At 68.6% G+C, this 15,146-nt stretch carries 16 protein-coding genes; 5 read left to right on the top strand and 11 right to left on the bottom strand.

What is annotated here, in order from left to right:
- Positions 1-110: 110 nt before the first annotated feature.
- The 4 genes from OID54_RS37975 to OID54_RS37960 all read right to left on the bottom strand — a co-directional run bounded on the left by OID54_RS37975 (position 111) and on the right by OID54_RS37960 (position 1,914).
- Entirely contained in the window at positions 111-251 is a 141-nt protein-coding gene (locus OID54_RS37975; protein ID WP_329028095.1) for a hypothetical protein, read from the bottom strand.
- Positions 252-309: 58 nt separating this feature from the next.
- Complete coding sequence (locus tag OID54_RS37970) at positions 310-729, bottom strand: hypothetical protein (RefSeq protein ID WP_329028093.1); 420 nt, start codon at positions 727-729, stop codon at positions 310-312.
- Between the two features lie 523 nt (positions 730-1,252).
- On the bottom strand, positions 1,253-1,558 hold the full coding sequence (locus OID54_RS37965; RefSeq protein ID WP_329028091.1) for a hypothetical protein: 306 nt from the start codon (positions 1,556-1,558) through the stop codon (positions 1,253-1,255).
- Between the two features lie 158 nt (positions 1,559-1,716).
- Positions 1,717-1,914, bottom strand: coding sequence for a hypothetical protein (locus tag OID54_RS37960; RefSeq protein WP_329028088.1), 198 nt, complete (start codon positions 1,912-1,914; stop codon positions 1,717-1,719).
- A gap of 159 nt (positions 1,915-2,073) precedes the next feature.
- On the opposite strand from OID54_RS37960, the gene mobF reads away from it, so the two are divergent.
- On the top strand, positions 2,074-3,900 hold the full coding sequence (gene mobF / locus OID54_RS37955) for a MobF family relaxase (protein ID WP_443055830.1): 1,827 nt from the start codon (positions 2,074-2,076) through the stop codon (positions 3,898-3,900).
- Complete coding sequence (locus tag OID54_RS37950) at positions 3,897-4,310, top strand: hypothetical protein (protein WP_329028087.1); 414 nt, start codon at positions 3,897-3,899, stop codon at positions 4,308-4,310. Before mobF ends, OID54_RS37950 begins: the two co-directional genes overlap by 4 nt.
- A gap of 517 nt (positions 4,311-4,827) precedes the next feature.
- On the opposite strand, the gene OID54_RS37945 is transcribed toward OID54_RS37950, so the two are convergent.
- A complete protein-coding gene (locus tag OID54_RS37945; protein WP_329028085.1) occupies positions 4,828-5,271 on the bottom strand; it encodes a hypothetical protein in 444 nt (147 codons plus the stop codon).
- 449 nt (positions 5,272-5,720) lie between these two features.
- On the opposite strand from OID54_RS37945, the gene OID54_RS37940 reads away from it, so the two are divergent.
- Positions 5,721-6,200 (top strand): hypothetical protein, encoded by a 480-nt coding sequence (locus OID54_RS37940; RefSeq protein WP_329028083.1) that lies wholly within the window; start codon positions 5,721-5,723, stop codon positions 6,198-6,200.
- A 158-nt stretch (positions 6,201-6,358) separates the two neighbouring features.
- Here the strand turns inward: OID54_RS37940 and OID54_RS37935 are convergent, their stop codons facing one another.
- The gene (locus OID54_RS37935; RefSeq protein ID WP_329028081.1) at positions 6,359-6,898 is read right to left on the bottom strand and encodes an EF-hand domain-containing protein; all 540 of its coding nucleotides are present in this window, start codon (positions 6,896-6,898) and stop codon (positions 6,359-6,361) included.
- 104 nt (positions 6,899-7,002) lie between these two features.
- Here OID54_RS37935 and OID54_RS37930 point away from each other — a divergent pair, with 104 nt between their 5' ends.
- Positions 7,003-7,158: a hypothetical protein gene (locus OID54_RS37930; RefSeq protein WP_329028080.1), complete on the top strand. Its 156-nt coding sequence runs from the start codon at positions 7,003-7,005 to the stop codon at positions 7,156-7,158.
- A 52-nt stretch (positions 7,159-7,210) separates the two neighbouring features.
- Here the strand turns inward: OID54_RS37930 and OID54_RS37925 are convergent, their stop codons facing one another.
- On the bottom strand, positions 7,211-8,737 hold the full coding sequence (locus OID54_RS37925) for an NHL domain-containing protein (protein WP_329028078.1): 1,527 nt from the start codon (positions 8,735-8,737) through the stop codon (positions 7,211-7,213).
- An 846-nt stretch (positions 8,738-9,583) separates the two neighbouring features.
- Between OID54_RS37925 and OID54_RS37920 the strand changes: the two genes are divergently transcribed.
- Positions 9,584-10,852, top strand: coding sequence for a replication-relaxation family protein (locus OID54_RS37920; RefSeq protein ID WP_329028449.1), 1,269 nt, complete (start codon positions 9,584-9,586; stop codon positions 10,850-10,852).
- 256 nt (positions 10,853-11,108) lie between these two features.
- Here the strand turns inward: OID54_RS37920 and OID54_RS37915 are convergent, their stop codons facing one another.
- The 4 genes from OID54_RS37915 to OID54_RS37900 form a co-directional block, all read right to left on the bottom strand.
- Entirely contained in the window at positions 11,109-12,989 is a 1,881-nt protein-coding gene (locus OID54_RS37915; protein WP_329028076.1) for a YVTN family beta-propeller repeat protein, read from the bottom strand.
- 507 nt (positions 12,990-13,496) lie between these two features.
- Positions 13,497-13,700: a cold-shock protein gene (locus tag OID54_RS37910; RefSeq protein WP_329028074.1), complete on the bottom strand. Its 204-nt coding sequence runs from the start codon at positions 13,698-13,700 to the stop codon at positions 13,497-13,499.
- A gap of 571 nt (positions 13,701-14,271) precedes the next feature.
- Complete coding sequence (locus OID54_RS37905) at positions 14,272-14,571, bottom strand: non-histone chromosomal protein 6 (protein WP_329028072.1); 300 nt, start codon at positions 14,569-14,571, stop codon at positions 14,272-14,274.
- Between the two features lie 39 nt (positions 14,572-14,610).
- Entirely contained in the window at positions 14,611-14,886 is a 276-nt protein-coding gene (locus OID54_RS37900; protein WP_329028070.1) for a hypothetical protein, read from the bottom strand.
- Positions 14,887-15,146 lie beyond the last annotated feature (260 nt).

Genomic DNA, 15,146 nt, shown 5'->3' with positions numbered 1-15,146 from the left:
CCTCCCCAAGTCCAGGGGTATGCACCGCCTTCCTGCTGCCGATTCGGGACAGGGCAAGCCCTCCGGGAAGGAAGAGGCTGGAGAGACGGGGTCCTCCGATTCCTGGCCGTTCAGGGGCTGGTGAGGATGTTGTGGCCGCCGATGCGGCGCCCGATGATGCGGGGATGTCCGGGTCGTGCCGGGGTGCCGTATCGCCATGTGGCACGTCCGCTGCTGGACCAGATGAGTTCATAGACGCCGACGGTGCGCACCGCAGCCGGTCTCGCGGATGATCCAGAGCGTGGCGGGGCGGTCGGCGGGTTGCGGACGCTACGCCCAGACTGGGAAGAAGTCGAGCAGACGGGAGTCCCCTGCACGAACCTTTTTGACCGTGACATTGAGCTGGGCGCCCTCGGGTGCGTCGTTCTGGCGGATCCAGGGGGTGCAATACCACGCGGGATTTCCCTGAGTGTCTGCCACTATAATCTGCGCGCCGGTGCTGGCCAGCGTAACCTTCACTGTGATGAACCAGCCGTCGGATTCGAGGTCGCATATCCTGACGGATTCGCCTGCGATTCCCGGGTGGGGGTCGGCATTCCACTGGAAGCTCGCGATATCGGTTCCGCTGCTGTTTTTGAAGTACTTGATATCGCCCGGAGCTGCGGGGGCGGGGGCCCCTGCCATGCCAACGAGCACGCCGGCAGAGATAAGAGTGATCGCGCCACGACGCAGTGAACTGCGCAAAGACATGGAGACTCCTTGCTGAATCCGAGATGACGACAGACCATGACCGTCGTCCTTACTTTCCCTTACAGCCACCCGAAATTTCAATAGAGCAGAGTTCCGGCATGGCAGTATCACGTAATACACTCGCTAATTCCTCCTACGCTAGGCGTGCTTCGACGCCATGACCGCCGGCCTCGCTCTGAAATAGAGATCCGGCAAAGTAGAGATTAGAGATCGACACCAACAGGGTGAAGTAGATCAAAAGTGACGGATGGCCGAGCTTGATTCGACCTACTTCGACGGTAAGTTGAGGTCACCACGAAGGGGGCCGGTGAGTGGAGGTACCGCGGGTGCACCTCTGAAACTCTCAGCGGTCGAGCGCGAGTTCGCGCGGAACAAGGCTAGGACCGAGAGCGGATACACTCCGCGTTCCCGCCTGGCCCTATCCGATGTCCACGCCGTGGTCTTTGATGCCTGGTTCTTTCGCCGAGGAAGAGTACGCGGATGAGTTGGTAGTGGGTGTGCAACCCGGCGCCCGATCGGTGAGTCAGGGGCCGGTGAGGATGTCGTGGCCGCCGATGCGGCGCCAGATGACGTGCGGGGTGGTGGGACTCACCGCGGATCCGTATTGCCAGGTGGCGCGTCCGGCGGGGCCGGTGCCCATGGACCAGGTGAGTTCGTAGATGCCGGGGAAGCCGCTGACCTGCTTGACGCGTAGTCCTGGGCGGAAGCCGCGGCCGGTGCGGAGGTCGTGGACGAAGGCGTTCACCGTCTGGCGGAAACGGTGGCGTTGTTCGGGGGTGAGGCGGTTCAGGTCGGTGGTGAAGCGGGGGAGGGTTTCGTAGGTGGGCACGGCGAGCTCCTCCAGTACGCACGAAGCCCCCGGCCAGGTGTTGGCCGGGGGCGGTGGTGGGTGTTCGTGTGGAGGGGCGTCGGTGGCGTTGGTTGGTCAGTGGTGGTCGTTGGTGTCGGTGGTTGGTGTGGTCGGGCGCAGTATTCGCACGGCCGGGGTCAGTTGCCGTAGCGGGCGTTCATCAGGTCGTTCCACTGCTGTGCGCGGGTCATGTCGTTGGCGCAGGTGGTGCAGTGGGGCAGGTAGTCGGTCCGTGTGGGGTACGGCGTGTTCGAGCGGACGACGACGGTCGGGCGCAGCGTGAGGGGGCGACGGCACAGAGGGCAGAGGTCTGCGGAGATCTGTTCGTTGTTCATGGGGCGGACTGTGCACACGCCTGTGGCTTAATGTCGCGTGCTGGTGGGGCGGCCCGTCTGACGGGAGTTCCGGTAAAGACTTGGTGATGGCCTCCCGCCCGGCGGGAAGGACCCCGGATCGCGCTTTTGCGCAGGTCATAACCGGTGTTCCATGGCCCGGTGATCAGCAAATCGGCGCTCCGCCCGGGTGACGGAGTGCGCTACCTCTTCCGCGGCGTGATGGTCGGTGACGGCCACCGCCCCGCGGGCACGGCGCTGCGCGACGCCCAAGACGAGGCGGGTGTCCCGCCCGGGATCTGGAGGGGACATGGCCTTACGGCGGTCGGCCTCACGGCCGGGGATGTGGTGACGGAGCGGCAGGCCGAGCTGCTCCTGGGGGAGGGGCGGCACCCGGACGCGGACCGGATCGAGCGCGAGCGCCTGGATGCGGGCGACGATCCGGCGAAGGCCCGTCGGGCGACGGTGTTGGGCAGGCCCGTCGAGCACAACCGGTCACCGGAGACGGAGAAGGCCAAGGAGCGCACGCCTTGGCTGGGCATGGACCTGGTGTTCCGGCCGCCGCCGACGGCACACATCGCGTGGGCGCTCACCGATGACGAGACCCGCTTGGTGCTGGAGTCGTGCCAGGACACCGCTGTGGACAAGACGTTGGCGTGGGTGGGGGAGTCGGTCGCTCAGATCCGGTCGGGGAGCGGCGGCAAGCACCGCACACCGGTCCGCGACGGGTTGATCGTCGCGGTGTTCCGGCACTACGAGTCCAGAGCTGAGGAGTCGAAGCCGCTACTGCACGATCATGCGGTGGTGTCGATCCGCGCCCGCCGGCCGGACGCCAAGGGCACATGGGGCAACCTGTCAGCGGACACGCTGCTGGCCCACATCGTCGCCGCCGACACCCTGTACCTCCTGTTCTTCATGGAGGAGGTGTCGGCGCGGCTCGGGTGGGCCTGGGAGCCGCGCGAGGTGACACCCGGCCGCCGTCCCGTCATGGAGATCGCCGGCATCGACCAGCGGCTCATCGGCTGGCAGTCCACGCGCCGTCAGCAGATCGAGGAAGCGCTGTTCGTCCTCACCGCCGAGTACGTGGAGGAGCACGGGCACGCGCCGGGGGAGAAAGCCGCCTACGGGCTGGCCTGCCGGGCCGCCGACCGGACCCGCCCGCCCAAGCGCAAGGAGCCACGGCCGCTGTCCAAGCTGCGCGAGAGCTGGCGGGAGTCGGCCATCGCCGCGTTCGGCGCCTGCACCATCTACAAACTGGCACAGCGGGCGCGGGCGGCGGCCGCGGCGGTGTGGGCACGGGTGCGGCCGGTGGTCGACATCGTGCTGGCGGCCGTCGACACCGTGGCCGTGGTGTACGTGATGCGCGGGGCGTTCAAGCGCCATCACCTGCTCGCCGAAGCACGCCGCTGCCTCTCCTACGTCCTGCGCGGCCGACCCCATGAACCCGGCCTGGACGAACAGATCGTGCAGACCGTGATCGACGACTACACCCGCCCCGTCGGCCGGGGCCTGGCGATGACCGCCGACCTGCGCACCCTGTACCCGCACGACACCGACGACCAAGCCGTGCTGCGCCCGCTGACCCGCAACCGAGCGCTTGCCCTCTACGCGCGGGCCCGCATTGCCGCCGGCGCGCTGAGTGCCCGGGTCTATGCGGCCCGGCGTTCGGAGCGCCTCGGTTTCCGCACCCGCCCGCACCATGTCACCGTGCCCGACGCGTCGAGGTCTGGCCCGCGGCCATCGCGCCCGGACCGGAAGGCCGGCCGTGCACAGCAGCAGGGGACCGACGTTGCCGCGCTGGATCAGACCCGCGCCACGATCGAGGCCGTCGCCAAGATGGCCGCCAAGCTCCAGGACGGCGTCCGGGAGCGCGCCGTCGCCCGCGGCCCCCGGCCGCATCCCGCCCCGCCGTCGCCCGCGCCGTCACACACCCCGCCGCCCGGCGCGCAGCAGACGCCTGGCCGGACCCCCACGGGAGGACCCGCATGACCACGCCCGAAAACCCCGAAAACCCCGAAAGCCCTGAGAACCTGGAGAACTCCGAGAAGCTGGAGATCCCGGGGTTGAAGGACGCCCTCGCCCGAGCCCGCGCGGCCCACGAGGGGACGGCCTCCGAGTTCGACGAGGACCAGGAGCCCGAGCTCGATGAGCTTGAGCCCGATGAGCCTGTGGGGTGGCAGCCGGTCTGGAAGCGGCCCCGGAAGCCGAAGTCGAAGGCGGAGAAGAAGCGGGAGCTGCGCAAGCAACGGCGGCGGCTCCAGGACGCCGTCAAGCGCCGCCTCGCAGCCAGGGAGTCGCACCGACCTCGGTCCCGGCAGAGCCGGATCGGCAACGCGGCCGCGCGCCGCGATGCCCGCGCCCTGTCCCGGGTACGGCACTCGAATGCCTGGCTGTGGTGACGAAGCCAGGCATCGTCCATCGAGCGGACCCCGCGATGCTCCGCATCCGATGCGCGATGCACGACACCGGATGTGGAACGACGTGGACTCCATCCCGGTGCACCGGAAGACGACGGACTCCACTTCAGCGCGCACCGCGATGTCGTGCATCGCATCCGGCGCCGCGCCACCCGACGATGCCCGGCACTCACGCGCGCCCGGTGCGCGCGTATCCGATGCCCCGACCGCATCGGAGCGCGCGCCGATGCGGTGCACCCCTTTACCAGGTGTCGGTGGGCGCGCGTTGTTCCTAGACCAGGTTCGCTATCCGGCGCGTTTCCCCTTGGTGCGTCTGGTTTCGGCTTTCGCTCGGGTCGCGGTCAAGGGGCTGTGTGATAGAGGGCCCGCGCGCTCGTGGCGCGCGCACCGCGCGCCTGGTGTGGTGCGCCGGATGGTGGCGCGCGCATCGCGATGCCCGACACTGGCGGTGGCGCGCGCCACCGCCACCGCCACCGCCACCGCCAGTGTCGGTGCCGTGTTACCGGGCGGTCGGGTGTCCCGGGTGCGCTTCCATCGCCTGCTCCATCCCGGCCGCTTCCAGTCGGTGCAGGACGTTGGCGACGTCTTCGTGTTCGTCGGTGAGGATGTTGTCGGTGAAGCGGACGATGGTGTCGGCGATGCCCGGCAGGCATGCCAGGCACTCGCCGTGGCACAGAAGTTCCAGCAAAATCCGTCCGAGCGCGGCGGCCAGGAACGAGTGGGCACACGGCTCTCCGTCGTGGTCGTCCGCGGCGGTGACCGGGATGATGACGCGCGCGGCGACGTCCAGGAGCAGCCGGTGCAGCTCCGGGCCCGTGGCGTCGGCGACCGCGCAGGCGGTGTCGATGTCGTCGGCCTGCAGCGCCCGGATGTAGGCGAAGGCGTCGGCGACGTCTTGCGGCTCCATCGGAGCGAGCGGCGCGGTGACGGTGTTCTCGGGCATGACGACTCCCTCATGTACGGGCCACCCCGCGGATCGCGGCGACCTCGAAGCCACCCTCGAACCGCAGCCCTGTGGACAGAGTCCGGGCGTTGACGGGGGAGAGTTCTCCCCCCTCCGGGTGTGACGACACACGAGAGTTGGCAAATCAGCAGGCTTGTTGGCAAACGGTGCCAACGTACCTTTGCGGCTACTCTGCGAAGCCGCAGTTACCGGGCTCACGATCTGCGTGGCGCACTGGGAGGAAGCTCGATGCGGGGCTGCAGCGTTTGTGGGCTCCCTCGAGCGGCGGGCGCAGCCCTCGCCGCCTTGGACGCTCACGCGAACCGCGCCCGCATGTGTGTTCTTACCGGCCCTTGGGCGTCGTCAGAGAGTTGACGCCGATCTTGACTACGGTTGCCGCTTGTTGTGGAGTGATCACGACCTGTAGTCGACGGAGTCAGGAGTGCTTCATGCCGCCGAGCGAAGGAAACAAGGGCTACATCTACAGGGGTCGGAAGGTCAGCAAGTCCAAACTGACGTTCCAATACACATACTGGAAGGGCAACGACAAAAGGGTGGACTACACGTCGTACCTGTCGGAGACGTCGGAGGGCGGCACCCCCAACTACTCACTGGGCAACCAGACTTTGGTGTTCCAGAACGTCAAGCGGACGGATTGGGGCTTCGGGGCAGACCTGCTGATCAGCGGCGGCGACTATGACGGGTACTACCTCTCGTTGAGTCCGCAGCACTACTTGCAGGCCAGGAGCAATGCACTGCGGTGGCATTTCGAAGATGAGGGGCCGTACTACACCTGGTCGTCGCCGGATTACGAGGTCTACGTGCGGATCACCTCGGAGAAGGTGAAGGGCAGCGACAGCGTCTACCTTCGGGCCCTGGCCGGTAAGCCGACCGACTATGAGGGCGAGTTCAACATCAAGGTCCACTGATAGGCCAGTGGATCCTGCCGAACTGTGCGCGGTGACGGTTCGCCGCACAGCGGATTGCTGAAAGTGCACGTGGCCTCCGGATCGACAGGACGGCCACTGGAGGTTTCCGGTATGCCCCCGGCCTTCGCCGGGGCTGGTTCCGTGCCTGTCTTCGGGGCTCAGTGGCCGAGAAGCGGTACGTCGACCTCATCGAGGTAGTAGGCGCGAACGGCCTGGACCAGTTCTTCCGTGGAAAGCTGCCCGTTGCCGCTGGTGTCGATCTGGGCGAACGGGGTGCCCATGTCGGAGGTCCGGACGCCGACCGCCTTCAGCCAGGTCATGAACTCGCGCGGGTTGATCTGGCCGTCGCCGTCCCTGTCCGCCAGTTTGATCAGGGCCTTGATGGCCGGCGTGAGGGCCTTGGCGAAGCCCGCGCCGTCACTGCCGATGATGCGGTCATCGACCACAGTCTTGAACTGTTCGGGAGTCAGCGCACCAGTGTGCGCGTCGATCCCGGCCTTCTCGGCAAGGAAGTCCCACAGGTCCAGGTAGGCGTCGCTCAGCGCACGGCCGGACGGGGAGGCGGGGGTTTCGCCGAAAGCCTGGAGGACGCGCCTGGCATCGGCTTCCCAGTCGGCCCGGTCGATACGGCCGTCACCGTCGACGTCCCAGCCGGCGAAGCTGCTCTGGACACGGCCGTTCTGCACGGACGTGGTCATCTCGGCTGTCTCCTGATGGATACATGCGGCTGGCAGGAGGAGCTGGGCGGTAGAACGCTGCCGAGGTGTCCCGTCCGGGGAGAACCCGGGCGGGACACCGTCGCATGCGGCTGTTACGGGACCATGAAGTAGAACGGCCGGTTCACCTGGGCTTCCTCGGCTCCTTCATCCAGACCACCCAGGCGTCCGCCGGCACCCAGGCCGAGGAGCCTCCCAAGGCGCCCAAGGCCACCGCCGAGAAGCCGTCCGATCCCAACTAGGTTCACAGGTCCGAGTGGTCAGGGGCGGTACCGCCCCTGACCACTCGTGCGTTCACACGGGGAGCAGCTGCCACTGGCGGTCGCGGTGATCGTCCTGCACGCTGTATTGCTTGATCACCGTGGGGGCGTTGGTGTCGACGCGCAGCAGCAGACCGCTGTTGCGGTTCGCGATCTCATAGACCCGCGGGGTGTCGGTCACCGACCCCATCGGGATCAGCCTCCACTGCTGGTGCTCGGCGTCGCTGCCCTCGTAGGCACGCTGCGCGACCACCGCCCCGTCGACGGTGCCTCCTCCGACGACCTCCAGCACCTTGCCGCTGCGCACGTTCTCGATCCGGTACAGGACCTCACCCTCGTCCTGGCCCGACACGATCAGCCGCCACCGCTGGTGAGACCTGGGAGAAGCCAGGGCCTGGTGGATCTCGGCCCTGTCCTTCGTGGACTCACGCAGGACCCCCATCCGCAGCCTGCTGCGCACATTGGCCCAGGAAACCACCGTGCCCGACTCGGGCAAACCGGCCATCCTCTCCGACGCGATCTTCCGGATCCGGTTGTTGAAGAGGTCGGCGATGTAAAGCGTGTCGACACAGTCCACAGCGAGCCCGATCACGTTGTTCAGCTGGGCGGCTGTTCCCGGGCCGTCGTCGCCGCTGAAGCCGGCAGCACCCGTACCGGCCACCGTGCTGATCTTCCCGTCCGGCGTAACCTTCCGCACCCGATGATTGGCGGCATCGGCGAAGTAGAGGGTGCCCGTACTGTCCAGAACCGGGCCGATCGGCTTGTTCAGCTGGGCCGAATCGGCCGGGCCGCCGTCACCGCCGAAGCCCGCAGTTCCCACGCCTGCAACCGTGCTGATCTTCCCGTCCGGCGTAACCTTCCGCACCCGATGGTTGCCGCCATCGGCGAAGTAGAGGGTGCCCGTACTGTCCAGACACAGGTCGCTCGGCTTGTTCAGCTGGGCCGAATCGGCCGGGCCGCCGTCACCGCCGAAGCCCGCAGTTCCCACGCCTGCAACCGTGCTGATCTTCCCGTCCGGCGTAACCTTCCGCACCCGATGGTTGCCGAACTCAGAGACGTAGAGGACGCCGGAGCTGTCCACCGCCACCGCGAAAGGGGATTTCAACTGGGCGGAGGTGGCGGGGCCACCGTCTCCCCCGAATCCCGCGGTGCCGGTGCCCGCGACCGTGCTGATCTTCCCATCGGCCGTGATCTTCAGGATGCGGTGGTTGTTACTGTCGGCGACGTAGAGGTTGCCAGCGCTGTCCACTGTGATCCCACGCGGGTGCTTCATCTGGGCGGAGGTGGCGGGGCCACCGTCTCCCCCGGATCCGGCGGTGCCGGTGCCCGCGACCGTGCTGATCTTCCCGTCGGTCGTGATCCTGCGGAGCCGGTGGTTGTCGCGGTCGGAGAAATAGAGGGTGCCGGCGCTGTCCATCACGAGACCGTAGGGACGGTTCAACTGCGCGGACACGGCTGGTCCGCTGTCCCCGGCGAACCCCGCAACCCCGGTCCCCGCGACCGTGCTGATCCGGGGTGCCGAGTCCTCGCCACCGGTGTCTGCCGCCTGAGGAGTGCTCACTGTCGTCCCTTCGCCGTGCACCGACCGCTCACTACAGCCGGCTGTAGATCGATTCCAACAAGGCATGCGGACAGCCGGACGGCAAAGTCACCAATGGGTGCCTTCGCGGTTTGCGTTGACGGAGACCGTCCTGGATCGGATCCGGGACCACCGACCACGAAAACCCTGCGTAGTCGTAAGTTGCCAACTAGCGCGCGTCATTCTTGCCAACTACGACGCGTCACATCCCGCTGAGCAGGACCGCCGCGCCTCCCTATTTGCCAACAAGGCTGCACTGTCACACCGGGTTGTGACTGGACGTGCTTGTTGGCAGCTGGCCACGTAGTTGGCGGACCTGGAGCAGACGATCACATGAGCAGCGGATTTGTCCGCGCAGTCGGCCATTTCGGTCGGGGCCCCGCCAACTACGTCGACCTGGGCCCGCCGACCGCCTTGGCCAGAAATGCCGTGACCAGGCAGAACACCAAGGCCCAGCCGCCAACCATCGTGTCCAGTCACACGGGTTGATCACGATGCGGTCACGGTGGAGGGGTTTTCCGAGGTCGGCCGTCACACGGAGCCCGATTTCCACACCTGTACGGGGTGAATGGCGGGATTGGCCCGCCCCACCTCCAGGAGCCTCCTGTGGGCATTCCCGACGGCCCCGAGCATCCCCTTGACCAGACCGGAGAGGCCCTCTCCGTGGGCCCCTCCATCACCCCCTCCGCGGCCACTTCCCCCGCCAGGCGCGTTTCCGCAGGTCAGCCCGGACGGTCGGGGGGTCGTCGCAGCGCCGACATCCCTCATGTAGATGTAGCAAGGCGCCCTGAGCACCGGAGGACTTCGACCGAACCTCGACGCCAGGAGCTGCTGCAAGCGCTGGGGATCTTCCAGAGGGCTACGCCCGAGCAGCTGTGGAAGCTGACCCGCCCCGGCAACCGCCACGACAGGCTCACGCGGGACAACCTCCTGGACATGGAGGACCACCGCCTGGTGAGGATTGAATCGGTCCAGAAGGACCAGCGGCAGGTGTGGGTGCTCACCGACCGGGGACACCGTGAGGCGAGGAAGCTCCTGGAGCCGGAGGGCATACGGGTCTCGGTGCTCCGCAAGGAGGAGTACGACCCGGACACGGGGGAGCTGCTCGGCACCGGCTACAGCGACCACGCCGCGGCGGTCACCTCGACCGCCGCCGAACTCCACCGCTCCGGGATCGGGTACCCGCTCGCCTTCCAGACCGAGATCCCTCACCGGCTCACAGGCGGCTACGTCCAGCGGGCCGACCTCGTGATGCGGGCACCCCAGGCCAAGGTGCCGATCCTGCTCCTGGAGATCGACCGCCGCACCGAAGACGCCCACCAGCTGGTCCGCAAACTCCGCCGCTACGCCGACTGGTTCCGGCTGCTCCCTCCGGACGCGGACCAGCGCACCGTGGACCTGGTCCGCTCCCGGCCGGACGCGATCGAGCAGCTTGTCGGCCACGAGGAGCGGTTGTGGCGCCGGGTCTACCCGCCGACCGGCAGGGAGGGCACACCTCCGCTGGCGTTTGTGTTCGCCGACACCACGGCCGCCAGGGTCGCCAACACCGTGAAGGTGCTGGAGGAGGCGGGCCGACGGTACTGGGCACCGCGCCGGTACGACAGTTTCTACGGGGGGATCACGGCCCTCGACTACGGCCAGGTGGTGCCCGTGGTCGTCACCACCCTGGAGCGGCTCCAGGAGCACGGCGCGGACGCGGCGGTGTGGCGACGTCTCGGCCGCACCGGTGAGCAGACGCTGACCGCCGCGCTCGACAACCCCGACGGCGACGCCCTCTACCGGCGCCAGTACGAGCGGGTCGAGGAGAAGGACAAGCGGCAGCGGGCCGCCGAACGGGAGGCGCAGCGGCCGGTGTGCTCGCGGTGCGGGGCGAAGTTCACCGACCAGCGCTGGGAGGAGACCACTGCGCGCCCCGGAGCCTGGAAGGCCGGCGACCTGTCCGTGTGCGGGGTGTGCCACGGCGACGACGTCGCCCGGAGGGAAGCCGCCGCCGAAGCCGAACGTGCTGCCCGCCGTCGGGCGGAGGAGGCCGCTGCCCGCGCGGTGGCGGAAGCGGGGGTGAAGAAGAGCCGCGGCCTGTTCGGACGCCGCCGGTAGCTGGCACGCCCCCGGGGTCTGCATCCCCGGGGGCGACTACCGTCTCTGCCCTGGGCAGTCAGTCCGGCCGGCGAGGGCGTGAACATCCTGGACAGTGACGTGAAGGACCCGCTGTTCCTGAAGCTCGTGAGCCCCTTTGGACCTGGCTGCCGTGGGGTGTGGGTGGTGGGCCGGGGGCCGGGTATCAGGGTCTGGTTCATGGAGTGCTGATACCCGGCGAAGGGCCGTGTGGGTGGATCGGTTGGTGTCTGGTGGGTCAGCAGCCGGTGGTGGTGTCTGTGGTGTCCGCGGTGCAGGTGTCGGAGCCGAGGCCGCCGTGGGCGGTGTCGCCGCCGGTGCCGTCCTGGACGTTGATGTTGTCGTTGCCGAGGCTGCCGCTCATGGTGTCGGTGCCGTTGGTGTCGGTGAGGGTGTCGTTGCCGTTCTGGCCGTCGAGGTCGTCGTTTCCGGGGCCGCCCTGGATGTGGTCGTTGCCGTTGTCGAACAGGTGCAGCAGTGAACCGAGGAGGGTTTCCCCGTAGCTGGTGTCGTTGCCGGCCTCGCCGTACAGGTGGTCGGCGCCGTTGCCGCCGCTGATGATGTCGTCGCCGGCGCCGCTGTGGAGGGTGTCGTCGTTGTTGCCGCCGTCGATTTTGTCGTTGCCGGTTCCGGCGTGGACGGTGTCGGTGCCGTTGCCGCCGTTGATGGTGTCGTTGCCGCCCAGGCCGCAGATGACGTCGTTGCCGCTGGTGCCGTTGAGGGTGTCGTTGCCGGGGGTGCCGGTGATCGTGCAGCCGTGGCTGTTGGCGATCGTGGTGTTCTGCGCGCCGGAGTTGTTGCCCGGGGTGGCGTCGGCGACGGCCGAGGCGGTGGTGCCGGTCGCGGTGATGGTGCCGGTGGACTGGGGTTCGACGGTGACGGTGACGGTCGCGGAGGCGGCGTTGGCCAGGGTGCCGAGGGTGCAGTTCACGGTGGGCGCGCTGATGGTGCACGAGCCCTGGGAACTGGTCGCGGAGAGGATGGTGGCCGAGGAGCCGGACAGCGTCAGCGTCGAGGTCGTCGACGTCGCGGTGGCCGGGCCGTTGTTGGTGACGGTGTGGGTGTAGGTGAGCGCATCGCCCAGGGGGACCGGGTCGGCCGAGTCCGTGACCGTCGAGGCCAGGTCCGCGGAGGGGACGCTGCTGGCGGGCTTGAAGCCGATCGCGTACGGGAACGTGCCCACCGTGAAGGTCGTGGTCACGGTGTTGCTGGCGGTGTCGATGACCGACACGGTGCCGTCGTAGCCGTTGGGGACGTAGACGGAGGCGCCGTCGGGGGTGACGGCGGAGCCGAACGGGCCGCTGCCGACGCCGACGGTGGCGGTCACGGTGTTGGTGGCGGTGTCGATGACGGAGACCGAGCTGCCGCTGTTGTTGCTCGCGTACGCGCGGGACCCGTCCGGGGAGAGCGAGATGCCGAACGGACCGAAGCCGACGGCCACGGTCGCGGTGACGGTGTTGGTGGCGGTGTCGATGACCGACACGCTCTGAGAGTTCTGGTTGGTCACATAGGCCCGGGACCCGTCCGGGGACACCGCGATGACATTGGGCTTCGCGCCCACGCCGACGGTGGCGGTGACGGTGTTGGTGGCGGTGTCGATCACCGACACCGACGCGGATGAGTTGTTGGAGACATACGCGCGGGACCCGTCCGGGGACAGCGCGACACCGTACGGGGCGCTGCCGACGGCCACGGTGGAGGTGACGGTGTTGGTGGCGGTGTCCACGACGGAGACCGTGTTCGCGCCGGAGTTGGCGGTGTAGAGGCTGGCGCCGCCGGGAGACAGCGCGAGCTTGACGGGCCCCGCGCCGACCGCGAAGGCCGCGGTGACCGTGTTGGTGGCGGTGTCGATCACCGACACCGAGTTCGAGCCGGAGTTGGCGACATAGACCGACGCCGCGTCCGAGGACACCGCCACGCCCACCGGGCTGTTGCCGACGGGGATCGTCGCGGTGACGGTGTTGGTGGCGGTGTCCACCGCGGAGACGGTGTTGTCGTTCAGGTCGGCGACATATGCCACCGGCGCCGCCGCGAGAGCCTGCGCGGCCGGGGCGGTGAGCGCGACCAGCCCGGTCAGGGCCAGGGCGCCGGAGACGACCAGCGCGGAAAGCCGCCGCATAAGCGATGGGTGTAACGCGGAACGTGAGGACATCAGATGCCTCATCCCTTCTTCGGGGCCCGACCCGCCCCCGGGGATGCCGCAGCAGCGCCCGGGGGACGCTGCGTGTCCGCCGCCCCCGGTCACCGCCACCGGGAAGCCCGAGACGGAGCGAACACGCCGGGCAGCCAGCAAATGTGGCCCCCTCGGCCCGCTCAGCATGACACCGCGCGCAGCTGCGGCAGCCCCGAACCGGCACATCCGGCGGACCGCATCCACCCGGGTACGAACAGGCTGCCCCACCCCACTCATCCGCCCCCGCAGAGTCCGGAACAAGCCTCCGAACGCGAACCCCAGCCACCAGCACCCCCCGGCGGCCTTCCGCGTCGGCTCCACCTTCCGCGGCGTCACACTTCACCGCTCGGGGCCGATGGTGTCCCGACCCCGGGCAAGGAGGCCACACGCGCGACGGCGCCCCGCCACCGGCTGAGAGCCGGCTGCGGGGCGCCATGGGGTCAGGGGGCTGTGTCAGACCAGGCGAATGTTTTCCGCCTGTGGGCCCTTCTGGCCCTGTGCCACGTCGAACTCGACCTTCTGGCCCTCCTGCAGCTCGCGGAAACCCTGGGCGGCGATGTTCGAGTAGTGAGCGAAGACGTCGGGGCCGCCGCCATCCTGCTCGATGAAACCGAAGCCCTTCTCCGCGTTGAACCACTTCACGACACCCGTAGCCATGCTGCTCTCCTCAACGTGCGCAGCCGCCGACGAGCCGCACCGCGCGACCGCCGCGTCCGGCCGGACCCCACCCGATCGCTGTCCCGGATAGTGAAAACGCCCGTAACCGCGGACGGGTCGAGCTCAGCTCGGAACCACGACTGCTCCTGGCGATCACGCTACCGCCCCGACTGGTACTGCGGAGCCAAGGCAGCCACACCCCGCTCGAAGGACACCGCAGAGCCTCCACCTGGAACATTCCACGCCAGCCACTCGGCGCTCCAGGAAGGGCCTGCCGGTAGGTGCCGCTGGATCATTAGGCACGACGGCAACTCACCTGGCCGGGGCGGACCAGGAGTCCCGGAAGGTGTCGGTGTCGGCTTCGGCCTGGTGCGTGGCGGCGGCCCCGGTGCCGCTGAGTGCGGCCGGAGGGCCGGGTTGCCCGCAGGGAGAGCCGGGAGGCGTCTGCGGCCGGGTGGCGGTGAGGCTGCCCGAGGCGCTGCCGTGGCGCGCGGGCGGGTGTCGGCGCTTTTGTGTGCGTTGCTGGCTCTTTGCGGGGCCGGCGACGCGGTGTGCTCCGCTCGCCTTCGTGCTAGTCGTCCGCGTGCCGGGCCTCGTAGGCTTCCATCTCGGCGTCGGCTCGCGACTTGTCCCTGGCGGCCCTCTCCTCGTAGGGCCTCCTGTCCGTGTCGGACAGGGACCGCCACTCGTTCCCCAGGATCCTTCCGGTCTCGGAGAAGGAAGCGTCCGGGTTGGCCTGCTTCACGCGTTCGCGGTGGTCCTGGGAGTAGAACATGTAGGCGCTCAGGGCGCGCTTGGGGGCGTGGGGGTCCTTCTTGCCCCGGGCGCGGGTCTTGTCCTTGGCGGTGGTCTTGGTGGTTTCGCTGGTCATCCCGGTCTCTCGTTCTCGAAGCGGCGAGGTGTGCGGCGGTCAGGCCGTCTGGTCGTGGACGCTGTCGAGGATGTCGCCGACGGTCTCCCAGTCGCCGGCGTCCTCGTAGAGACCGTCGATGTCCAGTTCCATCTCCAGCAGGGAGGCGACGTTGGCCAGGCCCTCCTCGTCGGCGCCCGGGCCGTCGGCCAGAACCGATTCGGGCCGCAGCGACTCGGCGTCGCGCCCCAGCGTCTGCGCCACGATGGCCGTCGCCCGCACGATCACCGGGTCGTCACTGCTCCACGTGTGCTGTGTTTCGTCCACCGTGCTCATCTCACTCCTCCAGCAGGTCGTACGGGTCGTGGAGAAGCTTCGTGGGAACGGGGGCGGATCGGGCACGGGCCGGGGATTTTCACCGGCCCGGGGGACACCTCGCTCACCTGTCTCCGGCGGCTTCGCGGACACCGGACGGCCGGGGACGGCAGACCCGGCTGGTCGACTCCACGAACCGGGCACGTGGCGCGGCACGCCGATCGCGAGGGCAGCCCGCCCGGGATCCGGACCGGCCCGCCTCACGGCCCGGCCTTGGAAGA

The sequence above is a fragment of the Streptomyces sp. NBC_00690 genome (assembly GCF_036226685.1).
Classification (GTDB): Bacteria; Actinomycetota; Actinomycetes; order Streptomycetales; family Streptomycetaceae; genus Streptomyces.
This window is presented reverse-complemented; position numbering and strand designations above follow the sequence as displayed.

What these genes read in the sequence shown, in the direction of transcription:
- OID54_RS37970 (WP_329028093.1), bottom strand. Translation starts at nt 729, where the DNA reads ATGTCTTTGCGCAGTTCACTGCGTCGTGGCGCGATCACTCTTATCTCT.
- OID54_RS37960 (WP_329028088.1), bottom strand. Translation starts at nt 1,914, where the DNA reads ATGAACAACGAACAGATCTCCGCAGACCTCTGCCCTCTGTGCCGTCGC.
- OID54_RS37950 (WP_329028087.1), top strand. Translation starts at nt 3,897, where the DNA reads ATGACCACGCCCGAAAACCCCGAAAACCCCGAAAGCCCTGAGAACCTG.
- OID54_RS37945 (WP_329028085.1), bottom strand. Translation starts at nt 5,271, where the DNA reads ATGCCCGAGAACACCGTCACCGCGCCGCTCGCTCCGATGGAGCCGCAA.
- OID54_RS37940 (WP_329028083.1), top strand. Translation starts at nt 5,721, where the DNA reads ATGCCGCCGAGCGAAGGAAACAAGGGCTACATCTACAGGGGTCGGAAG.
- OID54_RS37935 (WP_329028081.1), bottom strand. Translation starts at nt 6,898, where the DNA reads ATGACCACGTCCGTGCAGAACGGCCGTGTCCAGAGCAGCTTCGCCGGC.
- OID54_RS37930 (WP_329028080.1), top strand. Translation starts at nt 7,003, where the DNA reads ATGCGGCTGTTACGGGACCATGAAGTAGAACGGCCGGTTCACCTGGGC.
- OID54_RS37915 (WP_329028076.1), bottom strand. Translation starts at nt 12,989, where the DNA reads ATGCGGCGGCTTTCCGCGCTGGTCGTCTCCGGCGCCCTGGCCCTGACC.
- OID54_RS37910 (WP_329028074.1), bottom strand. Translation starts at nt 13,700, where the DNA reads ATGGCTACGGGTGTCGTGAAGTGGTTCAACGCGGAGAAGGGCTTCGGT.
- OID54_RS37905 (WP_329028072.1), bottom strand. Translation starts at nt 14,571, where the DNA reads ATGACCAGCGAAACCACCAAGACCACCGCCAAGGACAAGACCCGCGCC.
- OID54_RS37900 (WP_329028070.1), bottom strand. Translation starts at nt 14,886, where the DNA reads ATGAGCACGGTGGACGAAACACAGCACACGTGGAGCAGTGACGACCCG.